General features: G+C 55.6%; 20 protein-coding genes. 12 read left to right on the top strand and 8 right to left on the bottom strand.

Annotated features, from left to right (window positions below; all coding sequences use genetic code 11):
• Positions 1–6 precede the first annotated feature (6 nt).
• The 3 genes from Q4A85_RS05450 to Q4A85_RS05440 all read right to left on the bottom strand — a co-directional run bounded on the left by Q4A85_RS05450 (position 7) and on the right by Q4A85_RS05440 (position 1,357).
• The gene (locus tag Q4A85_RS05450; protein WP_303108349.1) at positions 7–330 is read right to left on the bottom strand and encodes a hypothetical protein; all 324 of its coding nucleotides are present in this window, start codon (positions 328–330) and stop codon (positions 7–9) included.
• A 16-nt stretch (positions 331–346) separates the two neighbouring features.
• The gene (locus Q4A85_RS05445) at positions 347–595 is read right to left on the bottom strand and encodes a hypothetical protein (RefSeq protein WP_303108347.1); all 249 of its coding nucleotides are present in this window, start codon (positions 593–595) and stop codon (positions 347–349) included.
• A 93-nt stretch (positions 596–688) separates the two neighbouring features.
• A complete protein-coding gene (locus Q4A85_RS05440; protein WP_303108345.1) occupies positions 689–1,357 on the bottom strand; it encodes an NAD(P)H-dependent oxidoreductase in 669 nt (222 codons plus the stop codon).
• A gap of 345 nt (positions 1,358–1,702) precedes the next feature.
• Between Q4A85_RS05440 and Q4A85_RS05435 the strand changes: the two genes are divergently transcribed.
• On the top strand, positions 1,703–2,959 hold the full coding sequence (locus Q4A85_RS05435; protein WP_303108343.1) for a chloride channel protein: 1,257 nt from the start codon (positions 1,703–1,705) through the stop codon (positions 2,957–2,959).
• A 54-nt stretch (positions 2,960–3,013) separates the two neighbouring features.
• On the opposite strand, the gene Q4A85_RS05430 is transcribed toward Q4A85_RS05435, so the two are convergent.
• Together Q4A85_RS05430 and Q4A85_RS05425 are read right to left on the bottom strand one after the other, a co-directional pair.
• Positions 3,014–4,480 (bottom strand): efflux transporter outer membrane subunit, encoded by a 1,467-nt coding sequence (locus tag Q4A85_RS05430; protein ID WP_303108341.1) that lies wholly within the window; start codon positions 4,478–4,480, stop codon positions 3,014–3,016.
• A 111-nt stretch (positions 4,481–4,591) separates the two neighbouring features.
• Positions 4,592–4,867 carry a hypothetical protein gene (locus Q4A85_RS05425; protein WP_303108339.1) on the bottom strand — a complete coding sequence of 92 codons (276 nt, stop codon included), beginning with the start codon at positions 4,865–4,867 and terminating at the stop codon, positions 4,592–4,594.
• A 152-nt stretch (positions 4,868–5,019) separates the two neighbouring features.
• On the opposite strand from Q4A85_RS05425, the gene Q4A85_RS05420 reads away from it, so the two are divergent.
• A complete protein-coding gene (locus tag Q4A85_RS05420) occupies positions 5,020–5,604 on the top strand; it encodes a dioxygenase (RefSeq protein WP_368500187.1) in 585 nt (194 codons plus the stop codon).
• Positions 5,541–5,765, top strand: coding sequence for a hypothetical protein (locus Q4A85_RS13240; RefSeq protein ID WP_368500186.1), 225 nt, complete (start codon positions 5,541–5,543; stop codon positions 5,763–5,765). Before Q4A85_RS05420 ends, Q4A85_RS13240 begins: the two co-directional genes overlap by 64 nt.
• Before the next feature lie 404 nt (positions 5,766–6,169).
• Here Q4A85_RS13240 and Q4A85_RS05415 read toward each other — a convergent pair whose 3' ends face one another.
• Both Q4A85_RS05415 and Q4A85_RS05410 read right to left on the bottom strand, forming a co-directional pair.
• Complete coding sequence (locus Q4A85_RS05415; protein ID WP_303108337.1) at positions 6,170–7,297, bottom strand: ABC transporter permease; 1,128 nt, start codon at positions 7,295–7,297, stop codon at positions 6,170–6,172.
• 165 nt (positions 7,298–7,462) lie between these two features.
• Positions 7,463–8,599 (bottom strand): ABC transporter permease, encoded by a 1,137-nt coding sequence (locus Q4A85_RS05410; RefSeq protein WP_303108335.1) that lies wholly within the window; start codon positions 8,597–8,599, stop codon positions 7,463–7,465.
• On the opposite strand from Q4A85_RS05410, the gene Q4A85_RS05405 reads away from it, so the two are divergent.
• The 9 genes from Q4A85_RS05405 to Q4A85_RS05365 all read left to right on the top strand — a co-directional run bounded on the left by Q4A85_RS05405 (position 8,598) and on the right by Q4A85_RS05365 (position 14,318).
• Positions 8,598–8,741 carry a hypothetical protein gene (locus tag Q4A85_RS05405; RefSeq protein ID WP_303108333.1) on the top strand — a complete coding sequence of 48 codons (144 nt, stop codon included), beginning with the start codon at positions 8,598–8,600 and terminating at the stop codon, positions 8,739–8,741. The two genes, Q4A85_RS05410 and Q4A85_RS05405, sit on opposite strands and share 2 nt — an antisense overlap.
• Positions 8,742–8,922: 181 nt before the next feature.
• Complete coding sequence (locus Q4A85_RS05400; RefSeq protein WP_303108330.1) at positions 8,923–9,723, top strand: DUF4198 domain-containing protein; 801 nt, start codon at positions 8,923–8,925, stop codon at positions 9,721–9,723.
• Between the two features lie 50 nt (positions 9,724–9,773).
• Positions 9,774–9,926: a hypothetical protein gene (locus Q4A85_RS05395; RefSeq protein ID WP_303108328.1), complete on the top strand. Its 153-nt coding sequence runs from the start codon at positions 9,774–9,776 to the stop codon at positions 9,924–9,926.
• Positions 9,927–9,936: 10 nt separating this feature from the next.
• On the top strand, positions 9,937–10,758 hold the full coding sequence (locus Q4A85_RS05390) for a class I SAM-dependent methyltransferase (RefSeq protein ID WP_303108327.1): 822 nt from the start codon (positions 9,937–9,939) through the stop codon (positions 10,756–10,758).
• 144 nt (positions 10,759–10,902) lie between these two features.
• Positions 10,903–11,427, top strand: coding sequence for a 3-hydroxyacyl-[acyl-carrier-protein] dehydratase FabA (fabA, locus tag Q4A85_RS05385; protein WP_303108325.1), 525 nt, complete (start codon positions 10,903–10,905; stop codon positions 11,425–11,427).
• Positions 11,428–11,691: 264 nt separating this feature from the next.
• Positions 11,692–12,906, top strand: coding sequence for a beta-ketoacyl-ACP synthase I (fabB, locus tag Q4A85_RS05380; protein ID WP_303108323.1), 1,215 nt, complete (start codon positions 11,692–11,694; stop codon positions 12,904–12,906).
• 110 nt (positions 12,907–13,016) lie between these two features.
• The gene (locus Q4A85_RS05375; RefSeq protein WP_303108321.1) at positions 13,017–13,271 is read left to right on the top strand and encodes a type II toxin-antitoxin system Phd/YefM family antitoxin; all 255 of its coding nucleotides are present in this window, start codon (positions 13,017–13,019) and stop codon (positions 13,269–13,271) included.
• Positions 13,271–13,699 (top strand): type II toxin-antitoxin system VapC family toxin, encoded by a 429-nt coding sequence (locus Q4A85_RS05370; RefSeq protein WP_303108319.1) that lies wholly within the window; start codon positions 13,271–13,273, stop codon positions 13,697–13,699. Before Q4A85_RS05375 ends, Q4A85_RS05370 begins: the two co-directional genes overlap by 1 nt.
• 103 nt (positions 13,700–13,802) lie before the next feature.
• On the top strand, positions 13,803–14,318 hold the full coding sequence (locus Q4A85_RS05365) for a ClbS/DfsB family four-helix bundle protein (protein WP_303108317.1): 516 nt from the start codon (positions 13,803–13,805) through the stop codon (positions 14,316–14,318).
• 147 nt (positions 14,319–14,465) lie between these two features.
• On the opposite strand, the gene Q4A85_RS05360 is transcribed toward Q4A85_RS05365, so the two are convergent.
• Complete coding sequence (locus tag Q4A85_RS05360; RefSeq protein WP_303108315.1) at positions 14,466–15,539, bottom strand: AI-2E family transporter; 1,074 nt, start codon at positions 15,537–15,539, stop codon at positions 14,466–14,468.
• Positions 15,540–15,606 lie beyond the last annotated feature (67 nt).

The raw sequence follows: 15,606 nt of genomic DNA, 5'->3' as shown, positions 1-15,606 counted from the left end.
AGCGGGTTAGTTTAAGGCTTGTTTGTTTAAATATTCATTCAGGTATTTATTCAGTTGGTCGGTATCTTGTTTGAAGTAGCCGTGTTTTTCACCGTTTGATTTGTAGGTAAATTCAAACATGAAAGGTTTACCATCTAGCAACGCCATTTGCACTTTGGCAGTATCAGTTTCACCAATTTTGGATTTTTCTTGTTTTGGCGTGCCGTTGTTTAGGATAGTAGAAAAATCAGTAACACGCTGGGTAAATTCTTGTGTTTTTCCGTTAAATTGCCATGTGAAATTTTGCATGATAAGCAGGCTTTTTTGAGGTTTTTTGAGTTCAATAAACATGATGTCTAAGCCTTTGCTATCTGTACCCATCATGGTTATGGTAAGCAATGAGCCCCCATCTGTTTCGGCTGAGTTTGCCCATACACCAATTAGGTCTTCGGTTTGGATGTGTTGGGCGAGTTGTAGGGGGATTGCTATTTTCAGGCTGCCTTTGGGGATTGATTTGTGCGGTAGCTGGCTTGGTGGCTTTGGGCGCGGCGATGGCGGGGGCGGTAAATGCGAGCGATGCAGTAAGCAGGGCGGTGGCTAGGATATTGCGGGGCATGATGTTTTCTTGTGGGTTTTGTGGATTAAAGCAGCCTGAAAACGAGTGAAGCATAAAACGCCCAATACGCTTTCAGGCTGCCTTTGGATGGATTTATTCTAACCAAGTGATAACATCTCCGGCGGCTTTACGCGCTTTGGGCGCAATATCTTGGGCGCGGTAGCCAAAGGTTACGGCAACGGATACGCCCCATTCGGCGGGGTCAAACGCGCCTGTTTCGGCGAGAGTGCGGTTCATGTCGTCATAATTGAAGCCTTCAATCGGGCAGCTATCTATGCCGATTAGGGCTGCGCCTGTCATCATGTTGGCAAGGGCGATGTAGGTTTGTTTGCTGCACCAGTCAAACAGGGTGCGTTCGTTGTCTAGCAGGTGGGCATCTTGCTCTTGGAAGCTGTGGTATTTGGCGATGGTTTTGCTGATGGCTTCGGGGTCGGTGATGCCGCGCCGTTTGATGCCGTCTAGCATAAAGGGGCTGTCGTAGCGGGCGTTTTTCTTGGCTAGGATGACGACAATGTGGCTGGCGGTGTCTAGCGTGGCGGCCATGCCCCATGCGAAGGGTTTGAGTTTTTGGCGCAGCGCGGGGTTTTGCACCACGAGAAATCGCCACGGCTCGCTGCCCACGGAGCTGGGCGATAGGCGGGCGAGTTCTAGGATGTAGTTGAAATCGCTGGCGCTGATTTTGCGGCTGGGGTCGTATTGGCGGCAGGATTTGCGGTATTGGTAGGCGGGCAGGATTTGCTCGGGGGTGAAGAATGGGGACATAGTGGTTTCCTTTGGGGTTGGGTTGAAAAGGGGGATTATGATTATAATGAGTTTCAACCTTCGCTGCGCTACGGTATAGCCCTGAGCTTGCATAAGTTCGCATGGCTAAATCAAAGATTTAGATGCTTACTTAATACCCAAATCAAAAATTTGGACAAAGAGGTAAGGCTGCCTTTGGCATGTAGGCAGCCTGAAACCTTTGTCATCGGGCATTGATGCCTGACGTTACGTTTTTGTGTGTTGTCGGGCATGAATGCCCTATCTACTGCCATTTCAGGCTGCCTTTGTGTTTATTTGCGTTAAAATAGCCGCCGTTTTTTGGTACACAGTAAACAGGATAATGCGATGGAATCGCGCGATTTTTCGCTGCGCTTGGGCGTGGCGTTGTTGCTTACGGGGCTGCTGGCGGGCTTGGTGGGGATTGGCTTCACCCATTTGCTGCATCTGTTGCAGCAGCTGGTGTTTCATGGCGGCTTGGTGGATGGGCACGTTTCGTTTCGGGAGCTGGTGCAACAGGCTTCGGCGGGGCGGCGGTTTGCGGCGTTGCTGGCGTGTGGCGCGGTGGTGGGCGTGTGTTGGACGCTGTTGCAAAAATATGGCGCGCCGTTGATGGAAGTGAAAACGGCGGTGAAGCAGCCTGAAAAGAATATGCCCGTGAAAACCACGGCGTGCCATGCGATTTTGCAGATTGTCACCGTGGGCATGGGTTCGCCATTGGGGCGCGAAGTTGCGCCGCGTGAGATGAGTGTGGCTCTGGCAACGCCGCTGTCGGGCTGGTTGCGCTTGTTGCCCGCGCAAAAGAGCGTGGTGCTGGCGTGCGCTTCGGGTGCGGGCTTGGCAGCGGTGTATAACGTGCCGCTGGCGGCGACGGTGTTTGTGTTGGAAACGCTGTTGGCTTCTTGGGCGGTGCCGATGGTGCTGGCGGCGTTGTTGGCTTGCGGCGTGGCGGTGCTGGTGGTGCGCGTGGGGCTGGGCGATACGGTGCAATACGCGCATTTGCCTAATTTGGAAAACGTGTCGTTTGACGCGAGTTTTTTGGCTTGGGCGGCGGTGTGCGGCGTGTTAATTGCGCTGGGCGTGAATGCGTTTGCGTGGAGCAATGGCAAGCTGCCGAAGCTGAACAAGGCGAGTTGGAAAATGCTGCCGATTGCGCTGCTGTCGTTTGCGGCGATTGGCGCGCTGGGCGCGTGGCAGCCTGAAATCTTGGGCAACGGCAAGGCGGGCAATCAGTTGAGTTTTGCCGACGCGCTCACATGGCAAACGGCGTTGGCTTTGCTGGCAACCAAATGGGCGGCGGTGCTGCTGGCAACGCTGGCGGGGGCGTATGGCGGGCGGATTACGCCGTCTATGATGCTGGGCGGGATGATTGCTTTTGCCAGCGCGGTGGCTTGGAATGCAGCGTTACCACCGATTTCGGCGGGCGCGGCGGCGTTTGTGGGCGCAACCGTGTTTTTGGGGCTGGCGCAGAATATGCGGCTGACGGCGATTGTGTTTATGCTGGAATTATCGCGGCTGAGCACGGCGTTTTGGCTGCCCGTGTGCGTGTGTATGGGCGTGGCGATGGCGGTGCAGATGGGGTGGGCGCGGCGCAAGGCAGTATAAAAGGCAGCCTGAAAACGGGAATAACGTTTTCAGGCTGCCTTTTCCCCACCCAACTCAATCCTGCCATCCGCCCCCCAGCGCTTGATACAGCCGCAGCAGATTTTCCCCTTCCGCCAGTCTCGCCCGCACCAGCGCATCTTGCGCTTGGCTGGCGTTCACTTCGGCGGTTAAAACTTGGTCTAGCGTGAGCTTGCCCAACTCAAACAAGCGGCGCGATTGGCTGGCTTGGCGGCTGCTTTGCGCGGCAGAATCGGCGGCGCGGGCGCGTTGGCCAAACAAGCCGCGTTGCAAATGGTAGCTGCTGTCCACTTCGGATAGCGCGGTGAGCACGGTGTTGTCGTATTGCGCAGCGGCGGCTTTCACCCGTGCATCGGCGGCGGCGATGTTGGCTTTGATGCGCCCAGCGGTGAACAGTGGCACGGTTACGCCCGCGCTCAATAGCCCGCCTGTGCTTTTGGTGACGGACGACAAATTGTTGTCCAGCCCGATGCGCCCGTTGCTCCACGCAAATTGGATGTCAAAGCGCGGCAGTCTGTCCATTTTCGCGCTGGCGAGCTTGGCGGCGGCGGCTTGCGCTTGGCGTTCGGCGGCGCGCACATCGGGGCGGCGGGTTAATACGTCCAACGGCGTTGCCCCTTGCGGCGCGGCGGGCAGGTTTGCCAACACGTTCGCCCCGCTTTCAGGCAGCCTGAAACCCTGCGGCACTTGCCCCGTCAGCACCGCGATGCTGCGCACATGGGCGGCGCGTTGCGCATCCAGCGTGGCAGATTCGGCTTGCGCGGCGGCAAGCTGCGTCTCCACTTGGCGCACTTCATACGCGCTCACGTGCCCCGCTTTAAACCGCCCCTGCACATAGCGCAACAGGTTTTTCAGGCTGCCTTCGCGCTGCGCCGCCTGCGCCTGCCGCGCTTCCAACGCCCGCGCGTTCAAATAATGCTGCCCGGTTTCCGCTGCCAGCATTAGCTGCGCGCCGTGCCAACGTTCCGCTTCGCCCAACGCCATTTGCCGCGCGGCTTCGGCATCGCTTTTCTTCTGCCCAAAAATATCGGGCGACCACGATGCCGACAACGCCGCGCTGCGCAGGTTGGCGTTGTCAAATTCTGCCTGCGCCAAATGCGAGTTGATGCCGCCCGCTGCGGGGCGCAAGTTGGCAGGCAGCGGATTATCCTGCTTGCCCGTGGCGTATAAATTCGCCCCCGCACCAATTTGCGGACGGCGGTCGGCAGCGGCTAAATCTGCCTGCGCCTGCGCCGCCTGCATGGTGGCTTGCGCCGCTGCCAAATTGCGGTTCTCGCGCAGGGTTTGTTCCACCAAGTCGCGCAGCACAGGGTCCTGCCATGTTGTCCACCAGCGCGATAAATCATTCGGCTTTGGGTTTGGATTTTCAGGCTGCCCATTGGACGCGCCCGCTTGCTCAAATGACGGCGGCACGGCAACGCTGCTGGGTACTTCGGTTTGCACCGCGCAGGCGGCAAGGGCGAGCGGGATAATCAGGGCGAGAAGTTTAGTTGGGGTGTGCATGGTTTTTGCCTTTGGTTTGTTAAGGGAATGGGGAAGGTGGCGCGGTATAGGCAGCCTGAAAGTGGGTTTTAGCTACGCTGAACTTTGTTTCAGGCTGCCTGAAACGTGGGTTCACCGTTTGCGGTTGAGCTTGGAAGCGCAAACAACATGGTAAGTAACTTTGGCGAGCACATAAAACACCGGCAGCATCGCCACCATGTGCCACGCCAGCAGCCAAGCGGGCGGCGTAAGCCAAAACACGGCGATGGCTGCGCCGTAAGATGCCGCCAACAGCAGCGCGCGCACGGCAACATACGCCCAAACCTTGTCGCGGGCGTCGTCATACCAGCCGATAAACACGCCGAATGTGGTGGCGAATAGGTTAAACAGGGCGATGAGTGTGGTCATTCAATTATCCTGGGGCGTTTTGGCTTAGCTCAATCCGTTTTCAGGCTGCCCACCCTTTACCCGCAAGAAAAACAGTCTTCATGTTTTCGCTATTTATCCGCCCCGCGCGAAAAAATACAATGCAGTCCATTCAAACTAAACGGAGCAACAACATGGAAACCGCCTTATTTCTCGGACACGGCAGCCCGATGAACGTCTTACACGACAACGCCTACAACCGCGCCTTCCGCCAAATCGGCGACAGCCTGCCCATACCCCGCGCCATCTTGTGCATCTCCGCGCACGGCTACGGCAACGGCATCCGCGTGGGCAGCAGCCCGCGCCCCGGGCTGGTGTACGATTTCTACGGCTTCCCCGACGCGCTGTATCAGCAGCAATACCCCGTTTCAGGCTGCCCCGAGCTAGCCGAAGAAATCTGCCGCCTGCTGCCGCACGACCGGCCCGACCCCGAGATGGGGCTGGACCACGGCGCGTGGACAGTGCTCAAACCCATGTTCCCCCGCGCCGATATTCCTGTTGTGCCGCTCAGCTTGGACGCAACGCCCGGCAGCGCGGAACACTTCGCGCTCGCCAAACGCCTGCGCCCGCTGCGCGAACAAGGCGTGCTGATTGTGGGCAGCGGCAACATCGTGCACAACCTGCGCGTCTACCGCCCCGATGCCCCGCCGCACCAATGGGCGCAAGCCTTTCGGCTCGGCATCAACAGCGCGAGTTTGACCGCATCGCCGATTACCTGAACCAATGGGGCGACGATGCCCGCCTTGCCGCGCCCACACCCGAGCATTTTCTGCCGCTGCTGTATGTGATGGCGCAACACGACGACGGGCAGGCGGTGGAGCTGTTTAACGATGAAATCATCGGCGGCGCATTAAGCATGACTTCCGTGCGGGTGAATTAGGCAGCCTGAAACGGCATGGCGGTAAATGAACCGTTTGCATGGCGTTGCGCCGCCATACCCACGCTGGGTTGCCGTAGCCCAAGCATTCACGGTTTTTCAGGCTGCCTATGCCGCCACCTAACCAAATTACGAAGCACAACGCGATTGCTTCTTTTGGGCGTATGTTGAATACGCCTTTTTTTGCGCCGTGTTGTTGGATGCGCCCAAGGGCAGAAGAGTAGGTCGGGCATTGATGCCCGACAAACCGCAGCAAATTTAGGGAACATCGGGCATGAATGCCCGACCTACAAACTGTTGGCAAGGCATTGCGGCAGCCTGAAAAAGCAGAGCAGCCGATGAACCGTTTGCATGGCGTTGCCCAAGCATTGATGGTTTTTCAGGCTGCCTTAACGCGCCTTTCAACTTTACCCCTGCTTCTCCAACATCTTACGAAAGCGCACCAACGCCAGCCCCAAAAACACCACCCCCGCCACCGACAACGCCACCAGCTGCACCCAAACCGTTTCCAGCCCCGCGCCGCGAAACATCACCGCCTGCGCAAAATAAGCAAACTGCGTGCTGGGCCAATATTCGCTCACCCGCTGCGCCATTTCGGGCATATTGGCGCGCGGCGATGTGCTGCCTGAAAACATCATAAACACAATATAAGTCGGCACCATTAGCAAGCTGTATTGCGGCATGGTGGGCGCAATGGTCGCCAGCATTACCGACAGCGAAGCCACCGAAAACATAAACAACACCACGCCCAGCGCATACAGCGCAAACGAACCCACCAATTCCGCGCCCACCGCGCCGCCCACAATAAACTTCATGCTCAACACTGCCGCCACGCTCACCACCAAGCCGTTTGCCAAAATTTTAGACGCAACGATTTCGGTGGCGGTTACAGGCATCACCAGCAAATGCTCCATCGTGCCACGCTCGCGCTCACGAATCACCGCCGCGCCCACCAACACCAGCGTAATCAGCATAATATTGTTGCCCGCCAACGCCGCGCCCATAAACCAACTGCTTTCGTTGTTTGGGTTGTATTGCAAATTCACCACCGCGCGGGCAGGCATGGCTTGGCTGATTTGCTGCTTCACGCCCATAAACGCTTGGATTTCGCGGTTAAAAATTTGCGCAATATAGCCCGAGCCCACGCCCGCTTGCGTCATCGCGGTGGCATCCACTAAAAGCTGCACTTCGGGTGCGCGCCCCGCCGCCACATCGCGCTGAAAATTGGGCGGAAATTCCAACACAAAGGTGAGCTGGCTTTTATCCAGCAATTCGTGCGTGTCTTGCGGATTGATGTAAACAGGCTTGGCAAACTGCGGCGGCAGCAGCGCGTCGGCAATCTGCCGCGAAAGCGGGCTGCGGTCGTAGTCCACAATGCCCACGTTGGCGTTGCGCACGTCTGATGTGGTGTTTTTGGCGGAGTTGTACACCATGCTGGTGAACATCATCACGATAAAAATCACCAAGATGGTGTCGCCAAACAGGCTGCGCAGTTCTTTGCCCGATAGGGCGAGAATGTTTTTTAGGGTTCGCATGGGGGGGGCTTTCTTGTGGGGGATTAGGCAGCCTGAAAACTAAAATGGAGCGGCGACGGCTCGTCGCCAAATGGTGTATTCAATGGAGCTTTAATCGGTTGGAAACAATGTCGGCGAGCCGCTGACGCTCCATCGGTTGTAGGTTTTGCAAAGGTTTCAGGCTGCCTACTTCTCTTGCTTTTGCAAACTCAAACATGCCAGCGTTAAAAACACGATGGTAAACATCGCCAGCATGGCAAATTCCCTGCCAAAATCCAGCAAGCCCAAGCCTTTGGTAAAGCCACCGATGGACACGCGCTGATACCACGACGCGGGAAAACTTACGCCAATCACATACGCGCCGCCGCTCATGGTGGAGACAGGGTACATCATGCCCGAGAAGTTGGAAGCGATGGTTACGCTGCCGATGGCAGAGATAAAAAACGCCGCCGTTTGCGATTTGGTGAACGCCGAAATCAGCAACCCAAACGCGGTCGCCGCCGCAACGTGCAACAGCGTGCCAATAAACAACGCCAGCAGCGAGCCTTTAAGCGGCACGCCAAACCAAAACACAATCATCAGCGTGAGCGAGACAAAATTAAACACGCCCATCGCCAAATAAGGCAGTTGCTTGCCCATCAAATACTGCGGCACGCTGGCGGGGCTGGCGTATAGATTGGCGATGGAGCCGATTTCGCGTTCGCGCACCACCGACAGCGCGGTCATAATCGCGGGAATCATGGTCAGCACCATCATCAACACATTGGGCACAATCGCGTTCATGCTTTTAAAGTCTTGATTGTAAAGAAAACGTGGCACAACGGCGGCGGCTTTGGGCAGCTCCATGCCGCGCGCTTTGAGCGTATCCATGTTATACCGCTGCACCATGCTTTGCGCGTAGGCTTGGATATTGCTGGCGTTGAAAGGAATGGTGCCGTCAATGTAAAACCCGATTTCAGGCTGCCTGCCTTGCGCCAAGCTGCGCCCAAAATCGGGCGGAATATCAATCACCAGCACCACTTGGTTGCGCTTTAACCGCGCTTCGGCTTCGGGCAAGGAATATACAGGGGCTTGCTCTTTGAAATAGGGCGAGCCGCGAAAATACTCAATCACGCGGCGGCTTTCTATGGTTTGGTCGCGGTCTAACACCGAAAATTTCAAATTGTTTACGTCAAACGAAATCGCCCAGCCCACCGCCGCCAGCATAATGGCAGGACCAAGCGCGGCGAAAAATAGGCGGATTTTGTCGCGCAGCAATTCTTTGGCTTCGCGGCGGGCAAAGGTGAGCACGGTGGAAAACCAGTAGGATAGAGAATGGGGCATGATGGGGTCTCGGAAGCAATGGGGCAGCCTGAAAAGCGAATGGAGTGGCAACGGCTCGTCGCCAAAGGGTGTGCTGGATGGAGCGATGGGGGTAGATAAGTGGCTGTTGAATCAACCACGTTTTCAGGCTGCCAAATTATAGGGCGTTACTGGACGGGTGTCCAATCTTGCTTTTGGGGCTTGTCAACGCTACTTCGTTTCACATCACCCTAAAATTTGTAAACAAAAACAGCGCGAAACAAACAAATCTTTACAAAAACCGCGTTATGCCATAACATCTAACCCGCGATTTCGCACAAAATTAATCCAAGGAAAAAGAGAGCATGAACAAAACCCTATTAGCCGCGCTGCTGTGCGCGGTTTCGTTATCCGCCCATGCGCACCGCGTTTGGGTGTCCACCGACCACACACACGGCGGCGAAATTTTGAAAGCCGAGCTGGGCTACGGCGAGTTCCCCGAGTTTGAGCCGATTCCCGAAGCACGGCGCGATTTGTTTAAACCGCTGCAACTGATTACGCCCGCAGGCAAGCAAAATCTCGTGCAAAAGGGGACGTATAACTACCAATACCAAAGCGCGAAACCCGTTGCCGATGGCAGCTATTTGGTAACGGCGGAATATGTGCCGACTTTTTGGTCAAAAAACGCAGCGGGCTGGAAACGCCAAAGCATCAAGGAAATGCCTGATGCGTCTTACTGCGAGCAAACGCGGATGTATGGCAAAAATATCGTGAACGTGGGGCATGACAGCGCGGATACGGCGGTGATTACGCGCCCTGTGGGGCAGATGGTGGAGATTGTGCCGCTGGATAACCCCGCCAATGTGCACGTGGGCGAGCGGTTTAAAGTGAAAGTGCTGCTCAACGGCGAGCCACTGCCCAACGCCACGCTCACGGCAACGTTTGACGGCTTTGACACCAGCGACCGTGGCAAAACGCACAAAGTGGAAGCGCAGGCGTTTTCCGATACCACAGGCGACGATGGCACGGTGGCGATTATTCCGCTGCGGCAGGGCTTTTGGAAAGCCAGCGTGGAGCATAAATCGGATTTCCCCGACCCCAAAGTTTGCCAAAAAATCGCCACGTATAGCACGCTGACGTTCCAGATTGGGCATTCTCATCATTAACAAACGTTTTCAGGCTGCCTTAGATAGTGATAAGGCAGCCTGAAAATGTTTTGGGGTGGGGTAAACGCACAAGGCAGCCTGAAAATGATTTTTCCGTTTTCAGGCTGCCTATTGCTTGCCGCAACGGCATGGAATTTGCCCGCGCGATGGCATCGGCGTATATTGTCAATCGCCAATCATTCCCATCTACACCCGCCAACTAGGAGACACAAAATGAGCGAGAAAATTTCCCCCCAAGACATCACCGTGCTGTCCACCACCATGCTGATTCCGCTGTGGGCAAAGGCGGTGGAATATCAACGTCCCGATGCGCTGCTGCGCGACAAAGAAGCCGCGCGTATGCTGGCGATGATTGATTACGACTTCACCCCGTTTACCAAAGCCCACGCTTCGCAAGTGGGCTGCTGCGCGCGGGCAAAATTGTTGGACGACATGGCGGCGCACTTTATCGCCGAACACCCCGATGCCGTGGTGGTGCAGCTCGGCGCAGGCTTGGACGCGCGTTACGAGCGCATGGGGCGACCCGCCGTTACCGCGTGGTACGACCTTGATTTGCCCGAAGTGATAGAAGTGCGGCGTATGCTGCTGCCTGAATCGGGCAATCATTATTTGGGCACGTCCATGTTTGACGAAAGCTGGACGGACACCGTTGCTGCGCATGGCAAGCCTGTGGTGCTGATTATTGAAGGCGTGTTGATGTATTTTGACGAAGCGCAGGTGAAAGCATTTTTTGAAATGGTGCAACGCAAGCTGCCGCACACGCAAATTGTGATGGATGCGCTGTTTAAAAGAATGGTGGGCAAGGCGCAGTATCACGATGCGTTGAGCCAAATGGGCGAGAAACCGCCCGAGTTTCGCTGGGGCATCAGCAATGCGAACGATGTGTTGAAGCTGGCGCAGGGCAGCCGCTTGGTGGAAGAGCAATATTTGAGCGATTATTGCGGCAAGCGGTATCCGTTTATTTTGCGGTTGATTTATAAAACCAAATGGGGGCGGGAAAATATGGATATGCGGATGCTGCGCGTGCAGTTGTAAACATAAAAGGCAGCCTGAAAATCAACTTTCAGGCTGCCTATGCAAATAGTGAATACAGGTTCCCAAATTTGCGCCCATCGCCGTAATGCAATAGAATAGACATTCTATACTTATCGCGCCAACACGGCATTAAAGGAAAACGACATGACCACCTTCACCCCCCAATCCAGCTACACCAAAGAACAACTGCTCGCCTGCGGGCGCGGCGAACTGTTTGGCGCGGGCAACGCCCAGCTGCCGCTGCCCGATATGCTGATGATTGACCGCATTGTTGAAATCAACAGCACGGGCGGCAAATACGGCAAGGGCGAAATCATCGCCGAATTGGATATTAACCCTGATTTATGGTTTTTCGGCTGCCATTTTATCGGCGACCCCGTGATGCCGGGCTGCTTGGGCTTGGACGCGATGTGGCAGTTGGTGGGCTTTTATCTGGGCTGGACGGGCGCACCCGGCAGGGGTCGCGCATTGGGCTGCGCCGAAGTGAAATTCAGCGGACAAGTGCTGCCCAAGCACAAAAAAATCACCTACCACATCCACATCAAGCGTGTGATGAACAGCAAGCTGGTGTTGGGCATCGCCGATGCCGAAATGAGCGTGGACGGCAAAAAAATCTACGAAGGCAACGGCTTGCGCGTGGGTTTGTTCACCAGTACCGAAGATTTTTAATCACGCCAAAGGCAGCCTGAAACCGAAAATCCCTTTTCAGGCTGCCTTTTATCTATTCAAAGCCGAGATTTCTACACAATGCCGAAACCATCCCCCACGTCATTCCCGCGCAGGCGGGAATCTTGGTGGCGGTTAAACAAAATGGTTTGTTTTTAAATAAACTGTTGGGTATCAGGCAAGATTCCCGCCTGTGCGGGAATGACGGCGTTGCCAATTCTGCCGTCTGACAAGATTTCAGGCTGCCTTACCAATAGGAGATAACACATGAAACGAGTGGTCGTAACCGGCATCGGCATCGTATCCAGCTTGGGCAACAACTGCCGCGAAGTGCTGGCATCGCTGCAAAACCTAAAATCAGGCATTTCGTTTGACGAAAGCTACCGCGAAATGGGCTTGCGCTCGCACGTTGCGGGCAACATCAACATCGATTTGAAAGAGCGCATCGACCGCAAAATCCTGCGCTTTATGGGCAGCGCACCCGCCTATGCCTACATCGCCATGCAGGAAGCCATTGAAAATGCAGGCTTAACCGAAGAACAGGTTTCCAATATCCGCACCGGCATCGTGGCAGGCAGTGGCGGCGCATCATCGGCATCGCAAGTGGAAGCCGCCGACGTGTTGCGCGCCAGCGGCATCAAGCGCGTCGGGCCTTACGCCGTAACCAAAACGATGGGTTCAACCGTTGCTGCCTGCTTGGCAACGCCGTTTAAAATCAAAGGTGTAAACTATTCCATCAGCTCCGCCTGCTCCACTTCGGCGCACTGCATCGGACACGCCGCCGAGCTTATCCAACTGGGCAAGCAAGACATCGTGTTCGCCGGCGGCGGCGAAGAAGTGTCGTGGCAGATGAGCAGCCTGTTTGACGCAATGGGCGCATTGTCCAGCAAATACAACGACACGCCGCACACCGCCAGCCGCGCCTACGATGCCAACCGCGACGGCTTTGTGATTTCGGGCGGCGGCAGCATTCTGGTGCTGGAAGAGTATGAACACGCCAAAGCGCGCGGCGCAAATATCCTATGCGAATTAACCGGCTATGGCGCAACATCAGACGGCTACGACATGGTGCAGCCATCGGGCGAAGGCGCGGTGCGCTGTATGCAGATGGCGCTGGCGCAACACGGCGGCAGCGTGGACTACATCAACGCCCACGGCACGTCCACCCCCGTGGGCGACACGCGCGAATTGGGCGCCATCCGCGAAGCCTTTGCGGGGCAAACCGTGCCGCTTATCAGCTCCACCAAATCGCTATCGGGTCATGCGCTCGGCGCAGCAGGCTCAAACGAAGCGATTTATTCTATCCTGATGATGCAAAACGATTTTGTCTGCGCCAGCGCAAACATTGACACGCTGGACGAGCAGGCAGAAGGCTTGCCCATCCTGCGCGAAAACCGCAGCCTGAAACTGAACGCGGTGATGTCCAACAGCTTTGGCTTTGGCGGCACGAATGCCACGCTGATTTTTAGCCGCGTGGCGTAAGTTGAGACAATCAAGGCAGCCTGAAAACGTATTTCTCGTTTCAGGCTGCCTTGTCTTTTCCAGCCAATCGGCTACAATGTGCAAACGTTGCTACATACAAGGAGGCGATTATGCAAACCATCAGCAGCCGCGAATTCAACCAAAACGTCGCCAAAGCCAAAAACATGAGCGATACCGCCCCCGTGTGCATTACCGACCGTGGCGAACCTGCCTATGTGTTGATGAACTATGCGGCGTATCAGTCTTTAAGCAAACACCCCAAAAGCAATGCCGAACGGCTGGGCATGAGCGTGGAAGATTTGGAATTTGTCGGCGAAGTGGAGTTTCCACGCTGCATTATCGCCGACCGCGAGGAGTTGTTCTGATGTATTTGCTTGATACCAATGTGTTATCTGAAATTCGCAAAATCCAAAGCCGCCACACGCCGCCTGAGTTTTTGGCGTGGTTCAACGCAATCAACCTGAACGACTGCTACCTTTCCGTCATCACCTTGCTGGAAATAGAACAAGGCATTTTGCGCGTGCGGCATCGTGGCGACGAAGCCAAATTTATGCGCCTGCAACAATGGCTGAACAACACCGTTATCCCCACCTTTGACCAACGCATTCTGCCCATCGACCGCCACACCGCCCGCATCTGCGCCCGCCTGCACGTGCCCGACCAACGCCCCTACAACGACGCGCTGATTGCCGCTACCGCTATCCGCCACGACCTTACGCTGGTAACGCGCAACGTGCGCGATTTTGCCGAACTGAACGTGCCGCTGCTCAACCCGTTTTCAGGCAAGGCATAGTTTGAGAAGCCGACCAAAGGCAGCCTGAAAACGTATTTGAATTGCTGTTTTGGCTTCGCTTGTTTTCAGGCTGCCTTAATTTTTGGAAAAACAGGAGTGAAAAATGAAAACCTATGCTAACCGCGCCGAGCTAATCGCCACCATTCACACCGCGCTTGACCGCTATCTTGCCGAGTTCGCCGATATTCCCGAGCAGGCGAAGGACATTCGCGCGATGGCTGGCGAAAAAACACCGTCTGAGCATTTGGCGTATCAGCTGGGTTGGACGCAGTTGCTGCTGCAATGGGAACGCGATGAGCAGGCGGGCAAAACCGTGCACACGCCTGATGAGGGCTATAAATGGAATCAACTGGGCGATTTGCATCAGCATTTTTACCAAAGCTATGGTGGTTTAACACTTGCCGAGCAGCAGACGCGCTTGCATGAACAGGTTGAGCAAATTTGCGCGTGGCTGGCAACGTTGCGCGATGACGAGCTGTTTCAAACAGGCGCGCGCCAATGGGCGAACAACAGCGCGGGCTGGGCGATTGTTAAATGGGTGCATATCAACACCGTTGCGCCGTTTACCAACTTTCGCGACAAGATTCGCCAATGGAAAAAGACAGTGTTATCGGTATAAAAAGGCAGCCTGAAAGCATACTTTCAGGCTGAAACCTTTGCAAAACCAAATAGCCGATGGAGTAGCGATGGCTCGTTGCCCAATGTTGGATGAAATAGGATGGCATTTATCATCAGCCAAAATATCAGCGCGCCATTTTCAGGCTGCCTATCGCTTGCGATAAAACCCGCTGTTCACATACGCCTGCTTGCCTTCTTGCAGCAGCACAAGGCACACCGCCGCCAACGGCAACGCCACCAGCATGCCCACAAAGCCAAGCAGTTGCCCAAACGCCATCAGCGAGAAAATCACCCAAAACGGCGACAAGCCGATTTTGTCGCCCACGATTTTCGGCGTAATCAAGAAACTTTCCGATAGCTGCCCCACGGCAAACACCGCCCATACCGAAATCAGCCCGCTCCACGAGCCAAATTGCAGCAGCGCGGCGAGCGTTGCCAGCAGCAGCCCCGTAAACGCGCCCAAATACGGCACAAACACCAAAATGCCCGCCACCATGCCAATGGCAAAGCCCGATTCCAAGCCCGTGAGCATCAGCCCCGTGCCGTAGAGCAAGCCCATAATCAGCATCACCATCAGCTGCCCGCGCAAAAATTCGCCCAGCACGGTGTTCATATTGCCCGTGATGCGCTGATAGGTGGCAAGGTAGCGGCGTGGCACGAGTTCGGTTACGCCCGCTTCCCAACGTGCCCAGTCCAGCAAAAAGTAATACAGCAGCAGCGGCAGCAAAATCAGATTACTCAGGCTCATGGCAAGCGATGTGCCGCGCTCCATCAGCGTGGGCAGGGCTTGCTGGATTTGCGCTTGGATATTTTGCGCGTTGCTGCGCAGCCATGCGGCGGCGGTGGTGCTGCTGAGCGAGATGTTGCTGCCCAATTTTTGGTTCAGCCACGGCAGCGCGGTGTGATGAAGATAATCAGCAAGCTGCGGCAGCTTTTGGATAATGCTTTGCGATTGCTGCACCAGCATCGGCACGATGACCAGCAGCAGCGCGGTGAGCAAAAACAGCGCGAACAGCATCACCCACATAGACGCGCGGGCGCGCTTGATTCCGTGCGCTTCTAGCTTGCTCACCAGCGGGTTGAGAATATACGCCAGCACGGCGGCAACAATAAACGGCGTGAGTATGCCGCCGAGAAAGTGGAAAAAGGCAACCAAAAAGGCGATAAGCAGAAAACCCGCCAGCCACGGCAGCCACGGGCGTTTTTTGTTGGGGAGATACATGATGTTGTTGTGTGCGGGTGGTTGAGAAAGGGGGATTGTAAACAAAAAAGGCAGCCTGAAAGGGGGG

This window comes from Kingella sp. (in: b-proteobacteria) (assembly GCF_030527935.1).
Lineage (GTDB): Bacteria > Pseudomonadota > Gammaproteobacteria > Burkholderiales > Neisseriaceae > Kingella_B.
The sequence above is the reverse complement of the archived record's forward strand: the minus strand, read 5'-3'. Positions and strand labels throughout refer to the sequence as shown.